The following is a 22,086-nucleotide window of genomic DNA, read 5'->3' as shown; positions in this document are numbered from 1 at the left end:
TCAGATTCCTTCGCCCGTCTTGACCTTGCGGATTTCCATTCCCGTTGCCGGCGTGCGGCCGACCTGGGCGGCGATTGACTGCCGCTTAATGCCCGGCTTGTGGCGCAGCGTCAGCACGATGGCGCCGATCATGGCGACCAGCAGCACAAGGCCCGCAATCTGGAAATAGTAGAGGTAGTCGGTATAGAGGATGTCGCCGAGTGCTGCGGTGTTCGAGCGCGCGGCAAGGTCCGGAATGGGCTTCGAAACCGTCGCCGCCAGTTGCGGCGCGAACGTATAGCCGCCGAGCACGATGATCAGCTCAGCCGCCAGGATCAGCCCGACCAGCGCGCCGATCGGCGCATATTGCAGGGCGCCTTCCTTCATTTCGGCGAAATCGACGTCGAGCATCATGACGACGAACAGGAACAGCACCATGACCGCGCCGACATAGACGACGAGCAGGATCATCGCCAGGAACTCGGCGCCGGTCAGCATGAACAGGCCGGCGGCATTGAAGAAGGTCAGGATCAGGAACAGCACCGAATGCACGGGATTGCGCGCCGAAATGACCATGAACGCCGACGCCACCGCGAAAAAGGCGAAGAGGTAGAAAAAGGCCGCCTCTAGTCCATTCAGCATGGGTTCCCCCGGGGTTCCTGTCGGACCGGCTTTCGCACTGTCCGTTGTGTGCTTCGTTCCGCCTCCGGTGCCGAAGCCGTGTGTTCCTTAAACGAGGCCCTTCGCCTCGTCCATGCGTCAAATGTCAGCGGTACGGCGCATCCAGCGAGATGTTGCGCGCCAGTTCGCGCTCCCAGCGGTCGCCATTGGCCAGCAGCTTGTCCTTGTCGTAATAAAGTTCCTCGCGCGTCTCGGTCGCGAACTCGAAATTCGGCCCCTCGACGATGGCGTCGACCGGGCAGGCCTCCTGGCAGAAGCCGCAATAGATGCACTTCACCATATCGATATCGTAGCGCACGGTGCGGCGCGTGCCGTCGTTGCGGCGCGGGCCGGCCTCGATGGTGATGGCCTGCGCCGGGCAGATCGCCTCGCACAGTTTGCAGGCGATGCAGCGTTCCTCGCCGTTCGGATAGCGGCGCAGTGCATGCTCGCCGCGAAAGCGCGGGCTGGTCGGCCCCTTCTCGTGCGGATAGTTGATCGTTTCCTTCGGCGCGAAGAACTGGCGCATCGACAGGAAGAAAGCGCTGACGAAGTCCTGCAGGAGCAGCGATTTTGCGGCTTGGGCTAGAGCAGACATCACGCAAACCCCGTGATCTTGAGGAACGCGGCGACAATCACCACCATCGCCAGCGAGATCGGCAGGAAGACCTTCCAGCCGAGCCGCATCAACTGGTCGTAGCGGTAGCGCGGCACGAAGGCCTTCACCATCGAGATCATGAAGAACACCAGGCAGACCTTGAGGACGAACCAGATCAGGCCCGGCACCCAGGTGAAGGGAGCGAAGTCGAAGGGCGGCAGCCAGCCGCCGAGGAACAGGATGGTGGCCAGCGCGCACATCAGCACGATGGCGACATATTCGCCGAGGAAGAACAGCAGGAACGGCGTCGACGAATACTCGACCATATGGCCGGCGACGAGTTCCGATTCGGCTTCCACAAGGTCGAAAGGCGGGCGGTTCGTCTCGGCCAGCGCCGAGATGAAGAAGATGACGAACATCGGGAACAGCGACAGCCAATGCCAGTCGAGGAAGGTGTTGGGCAGGCCAACCCGCGTGCCCAGCCCATCCTGCTGCGACAGCACGATGTCGGAGAGGTTGAGCGAGCCGACGCAAAGCAGCACGGTGACGATGACGAAACCGATCGAGACTTCGTAGGACACCATTTGCGCCGCCGAGCGCAGCGCGCCGAGGAACGGATATTTCGAGTTGGACGCCCAGCCGCCCATGATTACGCCATAGACCTCGAGCGAGGAGATGGCGAAGACATAAAGGATGCCGACATTGACGTTGGCGATCGCCCAGCCCTCATTGACCGGGATCACCGCCCAGGCCGAGATCGCCAGCACCGCCGAAACCAGCGGCGCCAGCAGAAAAACGCCCTTGTTGGCGCCGGACGGAATCACCGGCTCCTTGAACACGAACTTCAGAAGGTCGGCGAAAGCCTGCAGCGTGCCCCATGGGCCGACCACATTGGGGCCGCGGCGCAATTGCACCGCTGCCCAGATCTTGCGATCCGCGTACAGGATGTAGGCGACGAAGATCAACAGCACGACGATCAGCACGACTGACTTCAGCACGATGAGCAGCGCCGGCAGCACGTAAAAGGAGAAGAAGGTGTCCATGCTTATTCCGCCGCCTGCCTGAAGCCGTTTTTCGCCAGCGCCGAGCATTCCGCCATCACCGCGGAAGCCCGCGCGATCGGGTTGGTCAGGTAGAAATCCTTGACCGGCGAGGTGAAGGTGCCCTTGTTAAGCCGCCCGCCGAGCTTCGCCAGCCTGGCGACATCGTCAGCGTTGCCGGCCGCGACCTGGTCGATGCGGGCAAGATGCGGGTATTCGCCAAAGAGTTTTGCGCGAAGCTGCGGCAGTGAATCGAACGACAGCTTCTTGCCCAGCACATCCGACAGCGCCCGCAGGATCGCCCAGTCCTCGCGCGCATCGCCCGGCGCGAAGCCGGCACGGTTGGTCTGCTGCACGCGGCCCTCGGTGTTGACGTAGGTGCCCGACTTTTCGGTATAGGCGGCGCCCGGCAGGATGACGTCGGCGCGGTGCGCGCCGTGGTCGCCATGCGTGCCGATATAGACGACGAAGGCGCCGCCGGTCTTGGCCATGTCGATCTCATCGGCGCCGAGCAGGAACAGCACGTCCATGTCGCCCAGCATGCCGGCGACGTTCTTGCCGCCCTCGCCCGGCACGAAGCCGACATCGAGACCGCCGACACGCCCGGCCGCAGTGTGCAGCACGGCAAAGCCGTTCCAGTCGGCTCTCGCGGCATTGACGGCCAGGCTAAGCTTCGCCGCCTGGCCGAGCACGGCCGCGCCGTCGGAGCGCGACAGCGCGCCCTGACCGACGATAACAAGCGGATGCGTCGCCTTCTTCAGCACCTGGAAGAACTTGCCATTGCCGTCAGCCAGATCCTTCAGCGATTCCGTTCCGGCGCCGAGCTGCTCATAGTCATAGCGCGTATCGCCGACATCACCGATGACGCCGACCGGCAGGTTGCCGACCCGCCAGCGCTTGCGGATGCGGGCGTTGAGCAAGGACGCCTCGAAGCGCGGATTGGCGCCGATGATCAGCACCGCGTCGGCCTGCTCGATCCCCTCGATGGTCGGGTTGAAGATATAGCTTGCCCGGCCGAGCGATGGATCGAGCGCGGCGCCATCCTGACGGCAGTCGGTGTTCTTCGAGCCGAGCGACGCCATCAGCAGCTTCAGCGCATAGATCTCCTCGACGGCGGCAAGATCGCCTGATATGGCGCCGATCTTGTCGGGTGCGCTACTCGACACCGCTTCCTTGATCGCGGAGAAAGCCTCGGCCCAGCTTGCCGGGGCCAGCTTGCCGTTCTTGCGGACGTATGGCCGGTCGAGGCGCTGGGTGCGCAAGCCGTCCCAGATGAAGCGGGTCTTATCGGAAATCCACTCCTCGTTCACCGCCTCGTTGGTACGCGGCAGGATGCGCATTACCTCGCGGCCCCGGCTATCGACGCGGATCGCCGAGCCAACGGCGTCCATCACGTCGATGGATTCGGTCTTGGTCAGTTCCCACGGCCGCGCCTGGAAGGCGTAGGGTTTGGAGGTCAGCGCACCGACCGGGCAAAGGTCGATGACGTTACCCTGCAGTTCCGAGGTCATCGCGCTTTCGAGATAGGTGGTGATCTCGGCGTCCTCGCCGCGGCCGATCAGGCCGAGCTCTGAAATGCCGGCGATTTCGGTGGTGAAGCGGACGCAGCGCGTGCAATGGATGCAGCGGTTCATGATCGTCTTGACCAGCGGCCCGATATACTTGTCTTCGACCGCCCGCTTGTTCTCGTGATAGCGCGAGGAATCGACGCCGAACGCCATCGCCTGGTCCTGTAGGTCGCACTCGCCGCCCTGGTCGCAGATCGGGCAGTCCAGCGGATGGTTGATCAGCAGGAATTCCATCACGCCTTCCCGGGCCTTCTTGACCATCGGCGTGTTGGTGAAGATTTCCGGCGTTTCGCCATTCGGTCCGGGGCGCAGGTCGCGCACGCCCATGGCGCAGGACGCCTGCGGCTTGGGCGGCCCGCCCTTCACCTCGATCAAGCACATGCGGCAATTGCCGGCGATCGACAGACGCTCATGGAAGCAGAAGCGCGGCACTTCCGCGCCGGCGTCCTCGGCTGCCTGCAGCAGCGTGTAGTGGTCGGGTACAGTAATCTCTTTCCCGTCGACCTTGAGCTTTGCCATTTCGTCTCAAACCCCTGCGGACATTCCGCAATCTTTCTTTCCGGGCGCAGCCGAAACCGCGCCCGGCATTGAATTCAACGTTTGGCCGCGGCCAGCACCGCCGCCTGGCCAAGCCAGTCGTCACGACCGATGCGGCCCTTGAACGACAGATAATCGTCGACCCAGGCGATCTCTTCCGGCGTCCATGCCGCGATTTGGCCGTAAGTCCAGATGCCCAAGCCGTTCAGCACCTCTTCCAGCTTCGGCCCGATGCCCGATATCGCCTTGAGGTCGGCCGGATTTTCCGGGCGATCCATGGCCTTGGGCTGCTTGAAATCCTCGGGCATCAACCCGGCCGGGGCGGCAGCCGCATCCACCACGCTCGGTGCATCATCCATGCTGTTCGCCGCTATGTCATTCACGTCCCTGGCGAAGGACTTCGCCTCGGCGATCAAGGTTTTCGTCGCCGCCCGCGCCTTGGTCGAGGAGCTTGTCCCTGTTTCCGAAAAGCGTTCGATCCTGGCATCGAAATCGTCGACCATCGGCTGGAAGAGCCGCTGCGAGGCCTCGGCGGCGCCCGAGAGCACGCCCATCCACACCCCAAAGGCATGATTGGCAAGCCCGATACCGAGCGCCGACATCGCTGCCGCACCCGCGACAGGGTGCGCCAGAAGATTGACGGCGCTGGCCATCTCCTTCGGCATCAGCCTGGTCAGGTCCTGGTTCATCTTCTCGAACGGGTCCAAATCTGGCATCAAATAATCGGGTCTCGAATGCAGCGACATAGGTGGTCTCCTGGTCGTTTCTTCCGTATGCCTCGGCCTGTTTCCTCAAATCGGGCGTTTGCCCGTATTTCAAATCGGGCACTCGCCCGCATTCCAATCGGGCACTCGCCCGTATTTCGAATTCGTCTCTATTCCGCAGCCACCATCACCGGCTCCGCCCGGTGCGCATTGCGCGAAAACTCGTCGATACGCCGCTCCACCTCGCCGCGGAAATGCCGGATCAGGCCCTGGATCGGCCATGCCGCAGCGTCGCCAAGCGCGCAGATCGTGTGGCCTTCGACCTGTTTGGTCACGTCGAGCAGCATGTCGATCTCACGCTTCTGCGCCTCGCCACGCACCAGCCGCTCCATCACCCGCCACATCCAGCCGGTGCCTTCGCGGCACGGCGTGCACTGGCCGCAGCTCTCGTGCTTGTAGAAGTAGGAAAGCCGGGCAATCGCCTTCACGATGTCGGTCGATTTGTCCATGACGATGACAGCCGCCGTGCCGAGGCCCGATTTCAGGTCGCGCAGCGCATCGAAATCCATCGGTGCGTCGATGATCTGCTCCGCCGGCACCAGCGGCACCGAAGCGCCGCCCGGAATGACCGCCAGCAGATTGTCCCAGCCGCCGCGAATGCCGCCGCAATGCGTCTCGATCAGTTCGCGGAACGGGATCGACATCGCTTCTTCGACGGTGCACGGATTGTTGACGTGGCCGGAGATGCAGAACAGCTTGGTGCCGACATTGTTGGGCCGGCCGATGGACGAGAACCAGGCAGCGCCGCGGCGCAAAATGGTCGGCGCAACAGCGATCGACTCGACATTGTTGACCGTCGTCGGGCAGCCATAGAGGCCGACATTGGCCGGAAATGGCGGCTTCAGCCGCGGCTGGCCCTTCTTGCCTTCGAGGCTTTCGAGCAGCGCCGTTTCCTCGCCGCAGATATAGGCGCCAGCGCCATGGTGCATGTAGATGTCGAAATCATAGCCGGACGTGTTGTTCTTGCCGATCAGCTTGGCCTCATAGGCCTCGTCGATGGCGCGCTGCAGCGCCTCGCGCTCGCGGATGAATTCTCCGCGCACATAGATGTAGGCGGCGACCGCGCCCATGGCGAAGCCGGCGATCAGGCAGCCCTCGACCAGCGTGTGCGGGTCGTGGCGCAATATGTCGCGGTCCTTGCAGGTGCCGGGCTCGGATTCGTCGGCATTGACGACCAGATAGCTCGGCCGGCCGTCGCTCTGCTTGGGCATGAACGACCATTTCAGCCCGGTCGGGAAGCCGGCGCCGCCGCGGCCGCGCAAGCCTGAAGCCTTCATCTCGTTGACGATCCAGTCGCGCCCCTTGGCGATGATGCCGGGCGTGTTGTCCCAGGCGCCGCGCGCCATCGCGCCGGCCAGCGACTTGTCGAAGCGGCCGTAGATGTTGTTGAAGATGCGGTCTCTGTCCTGAAGCATTGTTCGTTCCTCAGACCGGCTTCTTGCCGAAGACGCGGATATATTCGGCGATCCCGCCCTTGGCGAGCGCCTTGGCCTGCTTGACCCAGTCTTCGCGCTCGATGCGGCCGTGGAAGCTGAGATAGCCGTCGACCCACTCGCGCTCGGCCTTCTTCCAGGACGCGACTTGCGCATAAGTGAAAATGCCAAGCGAATGCAGGACGCCTTCGGTTCTCGGGCCGACCCCCGAGATCAGCTTGAGATCGTCGACCAGTGCCGGCCTTGCGATGCCGGCCGGACGGTTCTTGTCCTCGAGCGAAGGCTTGGCATTGGTCGTCTTCGCGGCGGCCGTCTTACCGGCAGCGCCGAGCTGCGTGCCCTTGGCTTCCGGCGCCTTGAAAGCGGCCGCTGGTTCAGCCTTTGTGATGGGACCGCTGCGCTGTTTCAAAACCTTTTCGACTTCCGGCGCGGCCTTGTTGGCATTGGCGGCCGAATGCCGCGGTGCTCTGACGCTCGCCGCCTTTTCCGTCTCTGGTGCGACCTTTGCCGGAGAAGGCGTCTCCAGCGCCGGGCTGGTTTCGGGCGCATCGGTCTTCGGCTTGCTGGCTTTCGACGGCGCAACGGGGGCAGCAGGTGCCTGTACGGCCGGAGCCGCCGGCGTCGCGACAATTGCCGCTGGTGCTGCCTCCCTGGCGGCCTTGGCGGCTGCCTTGGCTTCCCTGTCGCGGGTCGTCTTCAGGATCGCCTTTTCGCTCTTCAGTGTCGTCAGGCCGGTGATCGGCTCGGAGGTGATGCGGCCGTTCTGCGGCCCCGGCTTCACCGAGGCGCCCTTGCCGGCGTCATAGAGATCGATGATCTCGGCAAGCCGCTCCGGCGTCAGGTCCTCGAACGTGTCCTTGAAAATCATCACCATCGGCGCATTGACGCAGGCGCCGAGGCATTCCACCTCTTCCCACGACAGCGTGCCCTTGTCGTTGGTGTGGAACTGGTCGTGATGGATCTTCGAGCGGCATACATCCATCAGCGCTTCCGAGCCGCGCAGCATGCAGGGCGTGGTGCCGCAGACCTGGATATGCGCGCGGGTGCCGACCGGATTGAGCTGGTACTGGGTGTAGAAGGTCGCGACTTCGAGCCCCCTGATGTAGGGCATGCCGAGCATGTCGGAGATCGTCTCGATCGCCGCCTTGGTCACCCAGCCTTCCTGCTCCTGCGCCAGCATCAGCAAGGGGATGATCGCCGACTGCTCGCGGCCCTTGGGATACTTCTTGATCCATTGCTTCGCCGCTGCCGCATTCGCCCGGTTGAAGGCGAAGGCGGCTGGCTGGAGGCTGGCTTCTGCGAGACGGCGGACTGACATCTAGCGATCGACCTCACCAAACACGTATAGGTTCGTCATCTTGCTGCAGCCTCCTTACAAAGTTTCGCCGTACCGTCGAAACAGTGGAAAGTCGGCGAATTTGTCATGACAGGCGGGCAAACGCCGGACTTGCCAGTCAATCGAGCGACTAGCCGCACGAGCCCTGCTTTGCCGGAAGCGGCTGCTGATACTTCCGCCTTAGAGAAACTCGCGCCATCCGGCGCTGCGACGCTACACTCGCACGTATCTCTCTTAAAATAGAAAGCATCGACATCGGCAGATTCAGCTGTCGCACTTTCTTGCATGCCAAGCGTGACGTAGCTCAGCTTGAAGTGCTGCTTCACAAGGTCGGAAGCAACGATAGACGCCCCGCACTCGAATGCATATGCAGGGTGCATTGCGACAGCAATGAAGATTAACGTTGGGCTCAGAAGGCGAATCACCGATCGACCTCACCAAACACAATATCGAGGGAGCCGAGAACGGCGGTGACGTCGGCCAGCATGTGGCCACGGCACAAAAAGTCCATGGCTTGTAGATGCGCGAAGCCCGGCGCGCGCAGCTTGCAGCGGTAGGGCTTGTTGGTCCCGTCCGAGACGAGATAGACGCCGAACTCGCCCTTCGGCGCTTCGACCGCCGCATAGACCTCGCCCGCCGGCACGCGGTAGCCTTCGGTGTAGAGCTTGAAGTGATGGATCAGCGCTTCCATCGAGCGCTTCATCGCCGCGCGCTTCGGCGGCACCACCTTGCCGTCGAGGTTTGACACCGGCCCGCTGCCTTCCTTGCCAAGCAGCAGGTCGACGCACTGGCGCATGATTTTCGCCGACTGGCGCATCTCTTCCATGCGCACGAGGTAACGGTCGAAGCAGTCGCCGTTCTTGCCGATCGGAATGTCGAAATCCATCTCGGCATAGCATTCATAAGGCTGCGATTTGCGGAGGTCCCAGGCGACGCCGGAGCCGCGCACCATGACGCCCGAAAAGCCCCAGGCCCAGGCGTCGGCCAGGGAGACGGTACCGATGTCAACATTGCGCTGCTTGAAGATGCGGTTGCCGGTCAGCAGTGCGTCGAGGTCGTCGAGCGATTTCAGGAACGGGTCGATCCAGTTGCCGATATCCTCGACCAGCTGCTGCGGCAGGTCCTGATGGACGCCGCCGGGCCGGAAATAGGCCGCATGCATGCGCGATCCGCTGGCCCGCTCGTAGAACACCATCAGTTTTTCGCGCTCGACAAAACCCCAGAGAGGCGGCGTCAGCGCTCCGACATCCATCGCCTGCGTCGTCACATTGAGGATGTGCGACATGATGCGGCCGATCTCGCAATAGAGCACGCGGATCAGCTGGCCCCGCTTCGGCACCTCGATGCCGAGCAGCCGCTCTGCGGCCAGCGCAAAGGCATGCTCCTGGTTCATCGGCGCGCAATAGTCGAGCCGGTCGAGATAGGGCACGGCTTGCAGATAGGTTTTGGCTTCGATCAGCTTTTCGGTGCCGCGATGCAACAGCCCGATATGCGGATCGACGCGATCGACGACTTCGCCATCGAGTTCTAGAACCAACCGCAAAACACCATGGGCAGCAGGGTGCTGAGGCCCAAAGTTGATATTGAAGTTGCGGACGGAAGTTTCAGCCATTTTGGCGTCTCAATTCGTCTTGGCTTTTTCGTCGCCTGGAAGGACGTAATCCGTCCCCTCCCAAGGGCTGAGAAAATCGAAATTGCGGAATTCCTGCTTGAGCTCCACCGGCTCGTAGATGACCCGCTTGGCCTCGTCGTCGTAGCGCACCTCGACGAAACCGGTCAGCGGGAAATCCTTGCGCAGCGGATGACCCTCGAAGCCATAATCAGTCAGAATCCGCCGCAGGTCGGGATGGCCCGAAAACAGCACTCCATAGAGATCGTAGGTTTCGCGTTCGAACCAGTCGGCGCCGAGATAAACGCCGGTGATCGACGGCACCACCGTTTCCTCGTCGGCCTGGACCTTGATGCGGATGCGAATATTCTGCTTCGGCGACAGCAGATGATAGACGACATCGAAGCGCTTGGCCCGCGACGGGTAATCGGCGCCGCACACGTCGATGATCGAGATGAACTGGCAATTTTTATCGTCGCGCAGGAAGGTCACCACCTCGATCAGATCGTGCGGCTCGACCGAGATGGTGAGTTCGCTATAGGCAAACACCGCCTCGCCGATCCGGCCGCTCAGCTTCTCGCCGAGATAGGTCGAGAGTTCATTCAGGCTCATCATCCCGCTCACCGCTCGATCGTGCCGGTGCGGCGGATCTTCTTTTGCAACAGAAGGATGCCGTAGAGCAGCGCTTCCGCACTCGGCGGACAGCCGGGCACATAGATGTCGACGGGCACGACGCGATCGCAGCCGCGCACCACCGAATAGGAATAGTGATAGTAGCCGCCGCCATTGGCGCAGGAGCCCATCGAGATGACGTAGCGCGGCTCCGGCATCTGGTCGTAGACCTTGCGCAGCGCCGGCGCCATCTTGTTGGTCAGCGTACCGGCGACGATCATGATGTCGGACTGGCGCGGAGACGCGCGAGGAGCAACACCGAACCTCTCCGAGTCATAGCGCGGCATCGAGGTGTGGATCATTTCGACCGCGCAGCAGGCGAGACCGAAAGTCATGAACATCAGCGAGCCGCTGCGGGCCCAGGTGATCAGCGCCTCGGTTGAGGTGACGAGAAAACCCTTGTCGGCAAGCTCGTTGTTGATCTCGAGGAAGAAAGGATCATTCGCCCCCACCGGCTTTCCGGTGCTGGGGTCGAGAATGGCTTTTGGCTTCGGCGCGACGAGCGTGCCGGAATTGTCGCTCAATCCCATTCCAGCGCTCCTTTCTTCCATTCATAGGCAAATCCGATGGTCAGCACCGCCAAAAACACCATCATCGACCAGAAGCCGAGCATGCCGATCTGGCTGAAAGACACTGCCCACGGAAACAGGAAGGCCACCTCCAGATCGAAGATGATGAACAGGATCGACACCAGGTAGAAGCGGATATCGAACTTCATGCGGGCGTCGTCGAACGAGTTGAAGCCGCACTCATAGGCGGAAAGCTTTTCCGGATCTGGGTTGCGGTAGGCCACCAGGAAGGGTGCGGCAAGTAGCGCCAGGCCGACGACCAGCGCCACGCCGATGAACAGGACGATGGGCAGGTACGAACTCAACAATGCGTTCATGCTGCGGCTTTCCGTTGGCGGCCAATCCACTCTGATTACAGCACCGAACCCACTTGCGGAAGCGTGACAGTTTAACCACTGAACCGTTTTAGGGGGCTCTATGCTGCAACGCGGCGAGGGTTAGCGCAGCGCTTTCGGCGAAGCAAGTCAAACCTTGCTCAAAACACGGTGCTGGGCGGCATATCGGGATAAACTGGTCCGATCCGCTCCTGTTTGATTTCCTTCACTTTTTACTCCAGTTTTCTCTCCTGACATAGATGCCGCCAAAACCCTGCTAGCATGACGCGGAATCATTCGCCCCAACCTTGGTCGAAGGCCAACAGAGTGCCGTCTGCATGAAGGAAAAAATCTCGCTCGCCATGGCCCGGCGCACCGCGCTTGCCGCACAGGGGTTTGCCGATCCTCGCCCCAGCAGCACGCCCGATCGCCGCCATCTGGCCCGTGTGCTTGGCCGGACCGGCCTGCTGCAGATCGATTCCGTCAGTGCGGTGGTGCGTGCCCACTATATGCCGCTTTATTCACGGCTTGGCCCCTACCCGCTTGCCCTGCTCGACAACGCCGCCGTGACGCGCAAGCGCACGGTCTTCGAATATTGGGCGCACGAAGCCTCCTTTCTGCCGGTTGAAACCTATCCGCTGATGCGCTGGCGCATGGAGCGGGCCGAACGTGGCGAGGAAATGTATAACGGGCTGGCCAAATGGGGGCGCGAACGCACCACTTACATCGAAGACATTTACCGCGAGGTAGTGTCGCGCGGCCCAATCGCCGCGTCCGCCCTCGAAGGCCAGAAAGGCTCGGGCGGCTGGTGGGGCTGGAGCGACGCCAAGCACGCTTTCGAATGGCTGTTCTGGGCCGGCCGTATCACCACCGCGTCGCGTCGTGGCTTCGAGCGGCTTTATGATCTGCCGGAACGCGTACTGCCGCCGGCAATACTCGGCCTGCCAGTGCCCTCCCCTGAAAATGCGCATCGCGAATTGCTGCGCATCTCCGCCCGCGCCCACGGCGTTGCGACGGCGGGCGACCTGCGCGACTATTTCCGCCTCTCTCCCGCCGACATCAAGGGCCGCATTGAGGAACTGGTCGAGGCAGGCGACCTTTTGCCGGTTGGCGTCGAAGGCTGGGACAAGCCCGCCTATCTTCATAAGGACGCCCGTTTTCCGCGCAAGATCGAGGCGCGCGCCTTGCTTGCGCCGTTCGATCCGGTCGTCTTCGAGCGAGCGCGCACGGAAAGACTGTTCGACTTCCGCTATCGCATCGAGATCTACACCCCGGCCGAAAAACGCCAGTACGGCTATTATGTGCTGCCGTTCCTGCTCGGCGAAGGGATCGTGGCGCGCGTCGACCTCAAGGCCGACCGCCCCGCCGGCGTGCTGCGCGTCCATGCCGCCTATGCCGAGCCCGGCGCCCCGCCGCAAACCGCCGCCGAACTCTTCGAAGAGTTGAAGCTGATGCAGGATTGGCTCGGCCTGGAACGCATCGAAGTGACGCCGGCCGGTGATCTGGGTTCGGCTCTCGCCAACATTGCCGCGTCGTAGACGTGCGTTGACACGACTGCCTGCACAAGACTAAATCCGGTTCAGACGGTCTCCTCTCGGCAAAGGGAGGAGCCAAGAGGGAATGCGGTGCGAAATCCCGATTTCAAATCCGCGGCTGTCCCCGCAACTGTAAGCGACGAGCCAAGGCCGATAACCACTGGGAAAATCCCGGGAAGGCGGCACCAAGGCGATGACCCGCGAGCCAGGAGACCTGCCGTCTAGGACAATAGAATCCGATCGCCTGGCGGGTTTTCCGGGCAAGGAGCCTGATTTGGAACGCGACAGCAGTTTTCCGGCTGAGACAGCGGGCGTATTGTCCGGCGATAGGGAAGCCTTGGCCGGCGTCACCGTGATTGTCTGCGCCTCCTGTCGTGACGAGACCGGCTCCGATGCCCATCCCCGCGCCGGCGAATTGCTCGCAGAAGACACGGGCCGCGCCGCATCCGGCGAAAATATCCATATCCGCACCGTCGAATGCCTCGGCAATTGCAAGCGCCGGCTGAGCGCCGCGATCCTGCGCGACGGCTGCTGGAGCTATGTCTTTGGCGACCTGACCGCGACCAGCGGCGCCGATCTCGTCGCTGGCGCAAAACTCTTCGCCACCTCGACGGACGGCCTCATTCCATGGCGCGGCCGCCCCGATTGCCTGAAGCGCGGCCTTGTCGCCCGCATCCCTCCCCTCGACCTTTTGAAGGATCAGATATGACCGCCTCGCTCTCCCGCGTGCCCTGCACCGTCGTCACCGGCTTCCTCGGCGCCGGCAAGACGACGCTGATCCGCCATCTGCTCGAAAACGCCGGCGGCAAGCGGCTGGCCATCATCGTCAACGAGTTCGGCGACATCGGCATCGATGGTGAGATCCTCAGGGGATGCGGCATCGACACTTGCCCTGAGGAAAACATCGTCGAGCTGGCCAATGGCTGCATCTGCTGCACCGTCGCCGACGATTTTGTCCCGGCGCTCGACCAGATCCTGTCGCTGTCGCCGAGGGTCGACCACATCCTGATCGAAACCTCCGGCCTCGCTTTGCCCAAGCCGCTGGTCCAGGCCTTCCAGTGGCCGACGGTGAAGAGCCGTGTGACGGTCGACGGCGTCATCGCCGTGGTCGACGGACCGGCGCTGGCCGATGGCCGCGTCGCCAACGACATGGACGCCCTGCAGGCGCAGCGCGCGCAGGACGAGACACTCGACCATGACGATCCGGTCGAGGAGGTGTTCGAGGACCAGCTCGCCTGCGCCGACCTGATTATATTGTCGAAGAGCGACCTGATGGACGCCGCCGGCTCAGCCCGTGCCAATGCCATCATCGGCGAGCACACCGCGCGCGCGGTGAAGATCGTACCGACCTCGCAGGGTAAGGTCGATCCGTCTGTGCTGCTCGGCCTTGGCCTTGCCGTCGAGGACGACATCGAGAACCGCAAGACTCATCACGACGACGAACTCGATCACGAGCATGACGACTTCGACTCGTTCGTCATCGACATTCCGTCGATCGCCAATCCCGATGAGCTGGCGTTGCGCGTCGCCACGGCGGCCGAGGAAGAAAACGTGCTGCGCGTCAAGGGTTTCGTCGACGTCGGAGGCAAGCCGATGCGGCTGTTGCTGCAGGCTGTCGGTCCGCGCGTCAATCACTATTACGACCGCGCCTGGACCACTGAGGACGATCGCCGCTCGCGCCTCGTCGTCATCGGCCTGAAAGGGCTGAACCGCCCGGCAATCGAGCGTATCCTCGCCGGCTGACCCCAGGCACGAGCCGCGATGCACATCCTCACCACCACGTCCGCCTCGCTCGACGATCTCGCCGAGCCTGTTGATCTCAGGCAGACGCCTGCGGATGTCGTGGCGCTGTCCTTCACTGACAGCGATCTGGCCGGGCTGGCGGCGGCGTGGAAAGCAGATGCAGATCGCCTGCCGTCGATGCGGCTGGCGGCCTTGCGCGACCTGCGCCATCCGATGTCAGTCGACCTGTGGATCGACAGTGTCGCCCGGCACGCCAGGGTTATTTTGGTTCGCATTCTCGGTGGCTATGATTGGTGGCGCTATGGCTGCGACCAGCTCGCCTCGACCGCCCACGCACGCGGCATAAAGCTGGCGCTGCTGCCTGGCGAATGCCGCGACGAGGACCTGCGGCTGATCGAATGCTCGACGCTGCCGCGGGAAGAGTTGGACGGCCTGCTCGACTATTTCCGCGAGGGCGGCCCGGAGAATATGACGGCATTGGTGCAGAGGCTGGCGCGGCTGGCGGGACAGGACACGGCCGTCGTGGAGCCGGTTGTCGTGCCGAAGGCGGGATTTTACGAACCCGCACGTGGTGTCATAGAAAGACCGGACTTATCAAATGTCGGCATTCCTTCGCGCCCCCCAGCCGTAGAATCCGCCCCCGTCATCCCCATTCTCTTCTACCGCTCGATGCTGCTCGCCGCCGACGTGGCGCCGATCGACGCCCTTTTTGAAGCCCTGCGGCAGCGCGGTATGGCCCCCATGCCGATCTTCGTCTCGAGCCTCAAAGACCCGACATTGCTGGCCTTTGTCGAGACCGCACTTGCCGCGCTAAACCCTGCCGCCATCATCACCGCGACTGCTTTCGCCTCCGGTGCCGAGCCCGGCGTCGAAACCCTGTTCGACCGCGCCGGCGTGCCGGTATTCCAGGTCATTGTGGCGACGACACGCCGCGATGTCTGGCAAAACAATCAGCGCGGCCTGGCGCCCGCCGACCTGGCCATGCATGTCGTCCTGCCCGAACTCGACGGCCGCATTCTCGCCGGCGCCATTTCCTTCAAGGGCGAAAGCGAGGTCGATCCCGCATTGGCTTTCCGCGCGTTCTCCAACCGGCCGGAGCCTGACCGCGTGGCGCAGGTGGCGAACCGTGTCGAAGCTTTCATCCGCCTGCAGCGGACGCCGCGCGCGGAACGCAAGCTGGCCATCCTGATCCCCGACTATCCGAGCGCCCCCGGCCGCACCGGCTACGCCGTCGGCCTCGACGTGCCGTCCAGCGTGCTGGCGATGCTGCACGACCTGAGCGAACAGGGCTACAACGTTGAAGGGATTCCGCGAACGCCGCGTGAGTTGCTGGGTGAGTTGGAGCGCAGTGAAGGTGGATTGGGACTAGGGGACTATCTCGACCTTTCGACGGAATTGCCGGCTGAAGCAATGGCTGCCGTGACGGCCGCGTGGGGGAATGCGGCAGATGAGACAGGTTTGTGCGAGGCACCCCCCTCTGTCCTGCCGGACATCTCCCCCTCAAAGGGGGAGATCGGCAGGACAGAGGGGGGTGTTCAAGCGCCTACCGCGGCAAATTTCCCCTTCCGCGCCGCCACCTTCGGCAACATCACCGTAGCACTCGCCCCCGATCGCGGGCGCTCGGCCGATCGCCGCGCCGACTACCACGACCCGACCTTACCACCGCGCCATGCGCTGATCGCCTTTGGCCTCTGGCTGCGAAAGTCGCTTGGTGTCCATGCCCTCATCCATGTCGGTGCCCACGGCACGCTGGAATGGCTGCCCGGCAAAACCGTTGCGCTCAGCGAATCCTGTTTTCCCGAGATCGTCACCGGTCCCCTGCCCGTCGTCTATCCGTTCATCGTCTCCAACCCGGGAGAGGCCGCGCAGGCCAAGCGGCGCATTGCCGCCGTCACCCTTGGCCATTTGCCGCCGCCGCTGACCGGCGCCGGTCTGGACGAAAACCAGCGCCAGCTTGAGCGGCTGGTCGACGAATATGCCCAGGCCGACGGGCTCGACCGCCGCCGCCGCGATCGCCTGGCGAGGCTGATCGTCGAAACCGCGCAAAAGACCGGCCTCGCCTCCGAGGCCGGCGTCGCCGGAACCGACGCGCCCGATGAAGCGCTGCGCCGCATCGACGCCTGGCTCTGCGACCTGAAGGATTTCGCCATCAAGGACGGCCTGCACATCTATGGCCGCTCGCCCGAGGGCGAAACCGATCCTTTGCGCCAGCAAAGTGCGGCGGCCGAGAAGTCTGCGCTGATCGCGGCCCTCGACGGCCGCCATGTCGCTGCCGGTCCTGCCGGCGCGCCGGCGCGTGGCCGGCGCGATGTCCTGCCAACCGGCCGCAACCTGTTCACATCGGATCCACGCACCATGCCGACGCCGACATCCTTCGATCTCGGCAGGGCGGCCTCCGACGAGGTCTTGCGCAGCTACATGCAATCGCATGGCGACTGGCCGCGCTCGCTGGTCATCGACCTCTGGGGCTCGGCCTCGCTGCGCACCGGCGGCGAGGAAATCGCGCAAGGCCTGGCGCTGATGGGCTGCCGGCCGCAATGGGATTCCGCCACCGGCCGCGTCACCGGCATCGAGGTGCTGCCGCCGGCAACGTTCGGCCGGCCGCGCGTCGATGTCACCTGGCGCATATCTGGCCTGTTCCGCGACATGTTCCCGACCCAGATCGCCCTGATCGATGCGGCCGCCAATGCCGTCGCCGCCCGCAACGAGGATGCGTCGGAAAACCCGCTCGCCGCAAAAACCCGCGCGGATGGCAAGGTCAGCCCGCGCATATTCGGCACCTCGCCCGGCACTTACGGCGCCGGTGTCGAGGAGTTGCTGTCGAGCGGCGACTGGGCCGCGCGCGAAGAAATCGGTCGCGCCTACCTCGACGCAACGTCGCACGCCTATGGCGGCGCCGAGGGCGAAGGGATTTCGGCGCCCGGCGCGTTCGAGGGCCGCGTTGCCGAGGCCGACCTTCTCGTCCATACGGGAGACGACCCCGGCCGCGACATTTTGGAAGGCTCCGCCGATGTCGCCTTCATCGGCGGTTTTTCAGCGGCGCTTGCGGCCCTCGGCAAGAACGCCGACGTCATCGTCCTCGACACCACAGATCCGCAAAAGCCGAAGCCGCGCTCGGTTGGAGAAGCCGTATCTCGGGTAGTTCGCGCCCGCGCGGTCAACCCGCGCTTCATTGCCGGCCAGATGCGACACGGGCCGCGCGGCGCCTCGGAATTCGCCGAGACGGTCGACCGGCTGATCGGTTTCGCCGAGACCACCCATGGCATACCGGGCACGCTGATCGAAGCCGTGCACGACGCCTATCTCGGCGACCCCACGGTCCGGGCGTTCATGCTGCGCGAAAATCCGGCGGCCGCGAAAGTCATCGCCGAGCGTTTGCTGTCGGCGCGCCGGCGCGGTCTCTGGCATCCGCTGCGCAATTCCATCGATGACGATCTCGCCGCACTGATCGCCGAGGCCCATGCGCTGGGGGTGGCCGCATGAACGCCCTCTCACGTCGCGGCGCCTGCCCCGCTTTGTCCGCGCCGATGCAGACCGGCGACGGGCTTCTGGTGCGGCTCAACCCGGTCGCTGGAGGACTCTCGCCGAAATCCTTGATCGGACTCGGTGAATCCGCCTTGCGGCATGGCAACGGCATCATGGAAGTGACCGCCCGTGGCAGCCTGCAGATACGCGGCCTGACGCCGGCCAGCGCCCGGCTTCTGGCCGTCGAGGTCGATGCACTCGGCATCGCCGTGCGCACCGGCGTGCCGGTGGAGCACGGACCGCTAGCGGGGCTGGACCCGGAAGAAATTGCTGACCCGCGCCCGCTGGCGGAGCGGATTCGCAAAGCCATCGAGGATGCCGGGCTGGCGCAACGCCTTGGCCCGAAGGTTTCGATGATCGTCGACGGCGGCGGGCAATTGAGGATGGACGGAGTGACCGCCGACGTCAGGTTGATCGCGGTGCGGATCGATACGGGAATCAAGTGGCAGGTGTCTGTCGCGGGTGATGGGCAGAATGCGAAGCCGCTCGTTACGGTGGAAGACGATGCGGCCCGTGATATCGCCGTCGCGATGCTGAGGATGGTTGCCGAAAAAGGCCGCGAAGCTCATGCAAGGGATTTGACGGAGAGGCAATTGATATCTCTCGCAAGCTGGCGATCCTTCGCGCCCCCCTCTGGCAGGACAGAGGGGGGCGCGAAGGAACGCCGGCCCATCGGAGTTATCGATCTGGCCGCCACCGGCATCGCCCTCGGCATCGGCCTCCCCTTCGGCAGCATGCCAGCGCAAAAATTCATCAAGCTCACGCAACACGCCCTCACCTTGGGCGTCACGGAAATCCGCCTCGCGCCACAACGCGCGCTGCTTTTCATCGGCCTCTCCCCGACCGCCTGCCACTCGCTTCAGCAAGCCGCCACCACCCTCGGCTTCGTCACCGACGCAGCCGATCCGCGCACCAGGATCGCCGCTTGCCCCGGTGCGCCGGCCTGCGCCTCCGGCCGGATCGCCACGCGCGACATCGCCGAGACCATCGCCGCAGAAAACCGCGACCTCCTCGATGCCTCCGTCACCCTGCACATTTCCGGCTGCGCCAAGGGCTGTGCCCATCCCGGCCCGGCGGCGCTGACACTGGTCGGCGGCGAAAACGGGGCCGGACTTGTCGTGGACGGGACGGCAAAGGTCCTTCCCGCCGGATACAGGCCAGGCTATGACGCCGCGCGCGGTGTCGGCGGCATTGCAGCCGCGATCCGCGGCACACGACATCCCGACGAGACCACCGCCGCCTGCCTGACAAGGCTTGGCGCGGCCGGTGTCACCGAACTCTACCGACAGGAATGAACATGCCCGCCCGCACCGCCTACGACTACATCCATGACGGCACGGCGATCTATGAGCGCTCCTTCGCCATCATTCGCGCCGAGGCCGACCTGTCGCGGTTTTCCGATGCCGAAGCCGATGTTGCCATCCGCATGATCCATGCCTGCGGCCAGGTCGAGGCTGCCAAGCACTTTGTTTTTTCGGAGGATTTTGTTGCCGCCGCGCGCACGGCGCTGGTAGCCGAAGCGCCGATCTTCTGCGATGCCGAGATGGTCTCACACGGTGTCACGCGCGCCCGGCTGCCGGCCGGCAACGAGGTGATCTGCACGCTTCGCGACGCGCGGACGTCCGAGATCGCGAAAAAGATCGGCAACACCCGCTCGGCTGCAGCCATCGACCTGTGGGGCGAGCGGATGGCGGGTTCGGTCGTCGCCATTGGCAATGCGCCGACAGCACTTTTCTACCTGCTGGAAAGGCTGCGCGACGGCGCGCCGAAACCGGCTGTTATTATCGGCATGCCGGTCGGGTTCGTCGGTGCTGCCGAATCGAAGGACGCGCTGGCCGAGAATTCCTATGGCGTGCCCTACGCGATCGTGCGCGGCAGGCTGGGCGGCAGCGCCATGACCGCCGCCGCACTCAACGCACTGGCGAGGCCGGGCCTGTGAACGCGATCGCAAAAGGCCGGCTTGTCGGCGTCGGAACCGGTCCCGGCGACCCCGAACTGCTGACGCTCAAGGCCGTGCGCGCGCTGGCCGAGGCCGACGTGGTGGCGCATTTCGCCAAGCGCGGCAACAACAGCAACGCGCGCGCCATCGTCGGAGCGCATTTTCGTCCCGATTTGATAGAGTTGCCGCTGCTCTATCCCGTGACCACCGAAATCGACAAGGATCACAGCGATTACCGGTCGCAGATAGCGGATTTCTACGAAGAGTCGGCCGAAAAGGTCGCCGTGCATCTCAGCGCCGGCAGGATGGTCGCGGTGCTTTCGGAAGGCGACCCGCTTTTCTACGGCTCCTACATGCATCTGCATGTCCGGCTGGCGCACCGCTATCCGACAGAGGTCATTCCCGGCGTCACCGCCATGTCCGGCTGCTGGTCGGCGACCGGAACACCAATCGTCCAGGGCGACGATGTGCTGACCGTATTGCCGGGCACAATGAGCGAATTCGAGCTGACGCGCCGCCTCGCCGACACCGATGCCGCCGTCATCATGAAGGTCGGCCGCAACCTGCCCAAGATCAGGCGCGCGCTGGAAGCGACCGACAAGCTGGCGCGTGCCGTCTATGTCGAGCGCGGCACCATGCCGGGCGGCGTCTCGATGCGGCTGGCCGAAAAGCAGGACGACAAGGCGCCCTATTTCGCCATCGTGCTGGTGGCCGGCTGGTCCGGCCGCCCTGACGCGTTGATGGAGGCCGGAGCATGAGCGGCCGCCTGACCGTCATCGGCCTTGGACCCGGCAATGCCGACCAGGTGACGCCGGAAGCGAGCCGCGCCGTTGCCGAGGCAAAATTCTTCTACGGCTACAAGCCGTACCTCGACCGGCTCGATCTCCGCCCCGACCAGACCCGTGTCGCCTCGGACAATCGCGAGGAGTTGACCCGCGCCAAGGACGCGCTGGCAAAGGCTGCGCAGGGCCACGATGTCGCCGTCGTCTCGGGCGGCGATCCCGGCGTCTTTGCCATGGCGGCAGCCGTCTGCGAGGCGATCGAGGCCGGCCCGGCCGAATGGCGTGCCGTTGACGTTGCGATGCTGCCGGGCATCACCGCCATGCTCGCGGTCGCTGCCCGCATCGGCGCACCGCTCGGCCATGATTTCTGCGCCATCTCGTTGTCCGACAATCTAAAACCCTGGGACCTGATCGAGCTACGGCTGCTGGCGGCGGCGGGCGCCGGCTTCGTCATCGCGCTCTACAATCCGATCAGCAAGGGTCGCCCCTGGCAGCTTGGCCGCGCCTTCGAATGCCTGACGGCGATCCTGCCCGGCACCACGCCGGTCGTCTTCGGCCGCGCCGCCGGCCGCCCCGACGAGCGCATCGAGGTTTTTCTGCTGGCGGACGCCGACGCGGAAAAGGCCGATATGGCAACCTGCATCATCATCGGCTCGCCGGAAACCAGGATCATCAAGCGCGGTGAAAAACCGGCGCTGGTCTACACGCCGCGTTCGGCGGCGGGCCTAAGAAAATGACTGACCAGAAAATGATCGACCATTGCGGCAAGCGCTTCGACGGTTTCCGCCGACGGGACATCCGGCAGCGCCGGCCTGCGGATCATGACCACCTCAATGGCGAGTGCCCGCGCTGCGGCGATCTTGCCGTAAGTCGCTTCGCCGCCGCTGTTCTTGGAAACGACGACGTCGATGCGGTGTTGCAGAAGCAGTGCACGTTCGTCGGCTTCCCGGAACGGCCCGCGCGCCAAGAGATAGGTCGCATCGGGCACAGCGAGCCTTGGCTCGACCGGATCGACGCTGCGGACAAGATAGTGATGTTGGGGTGCGGCCTCAAAGGCGGCGACCTCCTGCCGTCCGAGCGCCAGGAAGACGCGGCGTGGAGCCGATCCCAGCACCTTCAACGCGTCGGTTACTCCATCGACGAGCGTCCAGCGGTCGCATTCGGCTGGCTCCCAACCTGGGCGCCTGAGCGCAACGATCGGCACACCGGCCCCATGCGCCGCTTCCGCGGCATTGGCGGAGATTTTCGCCGCATAGGGATGCGTGGCGTCGATCAGCAGGCCGACGTCGGTCTCGCGGAGATACGCCGCCAGTCCATCGGCGCCGCCGAACCCACCCACCCTCGTCGGCACGCCCTGCGCCGCCGGGCTTTCAGTGCGGCCGGCCAGCGACAATGTGATCGCGAGATCGGTGCGCGCGGCCAGCTTTCCCGCCAGTTGCCGGGCTTCGGTGGTTCCGCCAAGGATCAGAATGCGGTGGGTCAT

At 64.1% G+C, this 22,086-nt stretch carries 20 protein-coding genes and 1 riboswitch; of the genes, 8 read left to right on the top strand and 12 right to left on the bottom strand.

Annotated features, from left to right (window positions below; translation table 11 throughout):
* From IHQ72_RS17675 to IHQ72_RS17625, 11 genes are all read right to left on the bottom strand, one after another.
* Positions 1–621, bottom strand: coding sequence for an NADH-quinone oxidoreductase subunit J (locus tag IHQ72_RS17675; RefSeq protein WP_077383427.1), 621 nt, complete (start codon positions 619–621; stop codon positions 1–3).
* Between the two features lie 124 nt (positions 622–745).
* On the bottom strand, positions 746–1,237 hold the full coding sequence (gene nuoI / locus IHQ72_RS17670) for an NADH-quinone oxidoreductase subunit NuoI (protein WP_023798861.1): 492 nt from the start codon (positions 1,235–1,237) through the stop codon (positions 746–748).
* The gene (gene nuoH / locus IHQ72_RS17665) at positions 1,237–2,280 is read right to left on the bottom strand and encodes an NADH-quinone oxidoreductase subunit NuoH (protein ID WP_258123609.1); all 1,044 of its coding nucleotides are present in this window, start codon (positions 2,278–2,280) and stop codon (positions 1,237–1,239) included. Before nuoH ends, nuoI begins: the two co-directional genes overlap by 1 nt.
* Positions 2,281–2,282: 2 nt before the next feature.
* On the bottom strand, positions 2,283–4,364 hold the full coding sequence (gene nuoG, locus IHQ72_RS17660) for an NADH-quinone oxidoreductase subunit NuoG (RefSeq protein WP_258123608.1): 2,082 nt from the start codon (positions 4,362–4,364) through the stop codon (positions 2,283–2,285).
* A 74-nt stretch (positions 4,365–4,438) separates the two neighbouring features.
* The gene (locus tag IHQ72_RS17655; protein WP_258123607.1) at positions 4,439–5,128 is read right to left on the bottom strand and encodes a helix-hairpin-helix domain-containing protein; all 690 of its coding nucleotides are present in this window, start codon (positions 5,126–5,128) and stop codon (positions 4,439–4,441) included.
* 128 nt (positions 5,129–5,256) lie between these two features.
* Entirely contained in the window at positions 5,257–6,561 is a 1,305-nt protein-coding gene (gene nuoF / locus IHQ72_RS17650) for an NADH-quinone oxidoreductase subunit NuoF (protein ID WP_258123606.1), read from the bottom strand.
* A 10-nt stretch (positions 6,562–6,571) separates the two neighbouring features.
* Positions 6,572–7,897, bottom strand: a complete 1,326-nt coding sequence (locus IHQ72_RS17645) for an NADH-quinone oxidoreductase subunit E (RefSeq protein ID WP_258123605.1) — start codon at positions 7,895–7,897, stop codon at positions 6,572–6,574.
* 439 nt (positions 7,898–8,336) lie between these two features.
* Complete coding sequence (locus IHQ72_RS17640; protein ID WP_258123604.1) at positions 8,337–9,527, bottom strand: NADH-quinone oxidoreductase subunit D; 1,191 nt, start codon at positions 9,525–9,527, stop codon at positions 8,337–8,339.
* Between the two features lie 9 nt (positions 9,528–9,536).
* A complete protein-coding gene (locus tag IHQ72_RS17635; protein WP_374120372.1) occupies positions 9,537–10,139 on the bottom strand; it encodes an NADH-quinone oxidoreductase subunit C in 603 nt (200 codons plus the stop codon).
* A gap of 5 nt (positions 10,140–10,144) precedes the next feature.
* A complete protein-coding gene (locus IHQ72_RS17630; RefSeq protein WP_258123603.1) occupies positions 10,145–10,726 on the bottom strand; it encodes a NuoB/complex I 20 kDa subunit family protein in 582 nt (193 codons plus the stop codon).
* Positions 10,717–11,082 carry an NADH-quinone oxidoreductase subunit A gene (locus IHQ72_RS17625; protein ID WP_023798850.1) on the bottom strand — a complete coding sequence of 122 codons (366 nt, stop codon included), beginning with the start codon at positions 11,080–11,082 and terminating at the stop codon, positions 10,717–10,719. Before IHQ72_RS17625 ends, IHQ72_RS17630 begins: the two co-directional genes overlap by 10 nt.
* Positions 11,083–11,417: 335 nt before the next feature.
* Between IHQ72_RS17625 and IHQ72_RS17620 the strand changes: the two genes are divergently transcribed.
* From IHQ72_RS17620 to IHQ72_RS17585, 8 genes are all read left to right on the top strand, one after another.
* Positions 11,418–12,617, top strand: a complete 1,200-nt coding sequence (locus IHQ72_RS17620) for a winged helix-turn-helix domain-containing protein (RefSeq protein WP_258123602.1) — start codon at positions 11,418–11,420, stop codon at positions 12,615–12,617.
* A gap of 29 nt (positions 12,618–12,646) precedes the next feature.
* Positions 12,647–12,850, top strand: a riboswitch (cobalamin riboswitch).
* 38 nt (positions 12,851–12,888) lie between these two features.
* Positions 12,889–13,323 carry a DUF1636 family protein gene (locus tag IHQ72_RS17615; protein WP_258123601.1) on the top strand — a complete coding sequence of 145 codons (435 nt, stop codon included), beginning with the start codon at positions 12,889–12,891 and terminating at the stop codon, positions 13,321–13,323.
* On the top strand, positions 13,320–14,357 hold the full coding sequence (cobW, locus tag IHQ72_RS17610; protein ID WP_258123600.1) for a cobalamin biosynthesis protein CobW: 1,038 nt from the start codon (positions 13,320–13,322) through the stop codon (positions 14,355–14,357). The genes IHQ72_RS17615 and cobW overlap by 4 nt, the downstream gene beginning before the upstream one ends.
* An 18-nt stretch (positions 14,358–14,375) precedes the next feature.
* A complete protein-coding gene (cobN, locus tag IHQ72_RS17605; protein WP_258123599.1) occupies positions 14,376–17,840 on the top strand; it encodes a cobaltochelatase subunit CobN in 3,465 nt (1,154 codons plus the stop codon).
* Positions 17,837–19,177 (top strand): precorrin-3B synthase, encoded by a 1,341-nt coding sequence (gene cobG, locus IHQ72_RS17600; protein ID WP_258123598.1) that lies wholly within the window; start codon positions 17,837–17,839, stop codon positions 19,175–19,177. The genes cobN and cobG overlap by 4 nt, the downstream gene beginning before the upstream one ends.
* Positions 19,174–19,821, top strand: a complete 648-nt coding sequence (locus IHQ72_RS17595; RefSeq protein ID WP_374120371.1) for a precorrin-8X methylmutase — start codon at positions 19,174–19,176, stop codon at positions 19,819–19,821. Before cobG ends, IHQ72_RS17595 begins: the two co-directional genes overlap by 4 nt.
* Positions 19,818–20,579, top strand: coding sequence for a precorrin-2 C(20)-methyltransferase (locus IHQ72_RS17590; protein ID WP_258123596.1), 762 nt, complete (start codon positions 19,818–19,820; stop codon positions 20,577–20,579). Before IHQ72_RS17595 ends, IHQ72_RS17590 begins: the two co-directional genes overlap by 4 nt.
* On the top strand, positions 20,576–21,340 hold the full coding sequence (locus IHQ72_RS17585; protein ID WP_258123595.1) for a precorrin-3B C(17)-methyltransferase: 765 nt from the start codon (positions 20,576–20,578) through the stop codon (positions 21,338–21,340). The genes IHQ72_RS17590 and IHQ72_RS17585 overlap by 4 nt, the downstream gene beginning before the upstream one ends.
* Here the strand turns inward: IHQ72_RS17585 and IHQ72_RS17580 are convergent.
* A complete protein-coding gene (locus tag IHQ72_RS17580; protein ID WP_258123593.1) occupies positions 21,304–22,086 on the bottom strand; it encodes a cobalt-precorrin-6A reductase in 783 nt (260 codons plus the stop codon). The genes IHQ72_RS17585 and IHQ72_RS17580 overlap by 37 nt on opposite strands.

Source organism: Mesorhizobium onobrychidis, assembly GCF_024707545.1.
Classification (GTDB): domain Bacteria; phylum Pseudomonadota; class Alphaproteobacteria; order Rhizobiales; family Rhizobiaceae; genus Mesorhizobium; species Mesorhizobium onobrychidis.
This window is presented reverse-complemented; position numbering and strand designations above follow the sequence as displayed.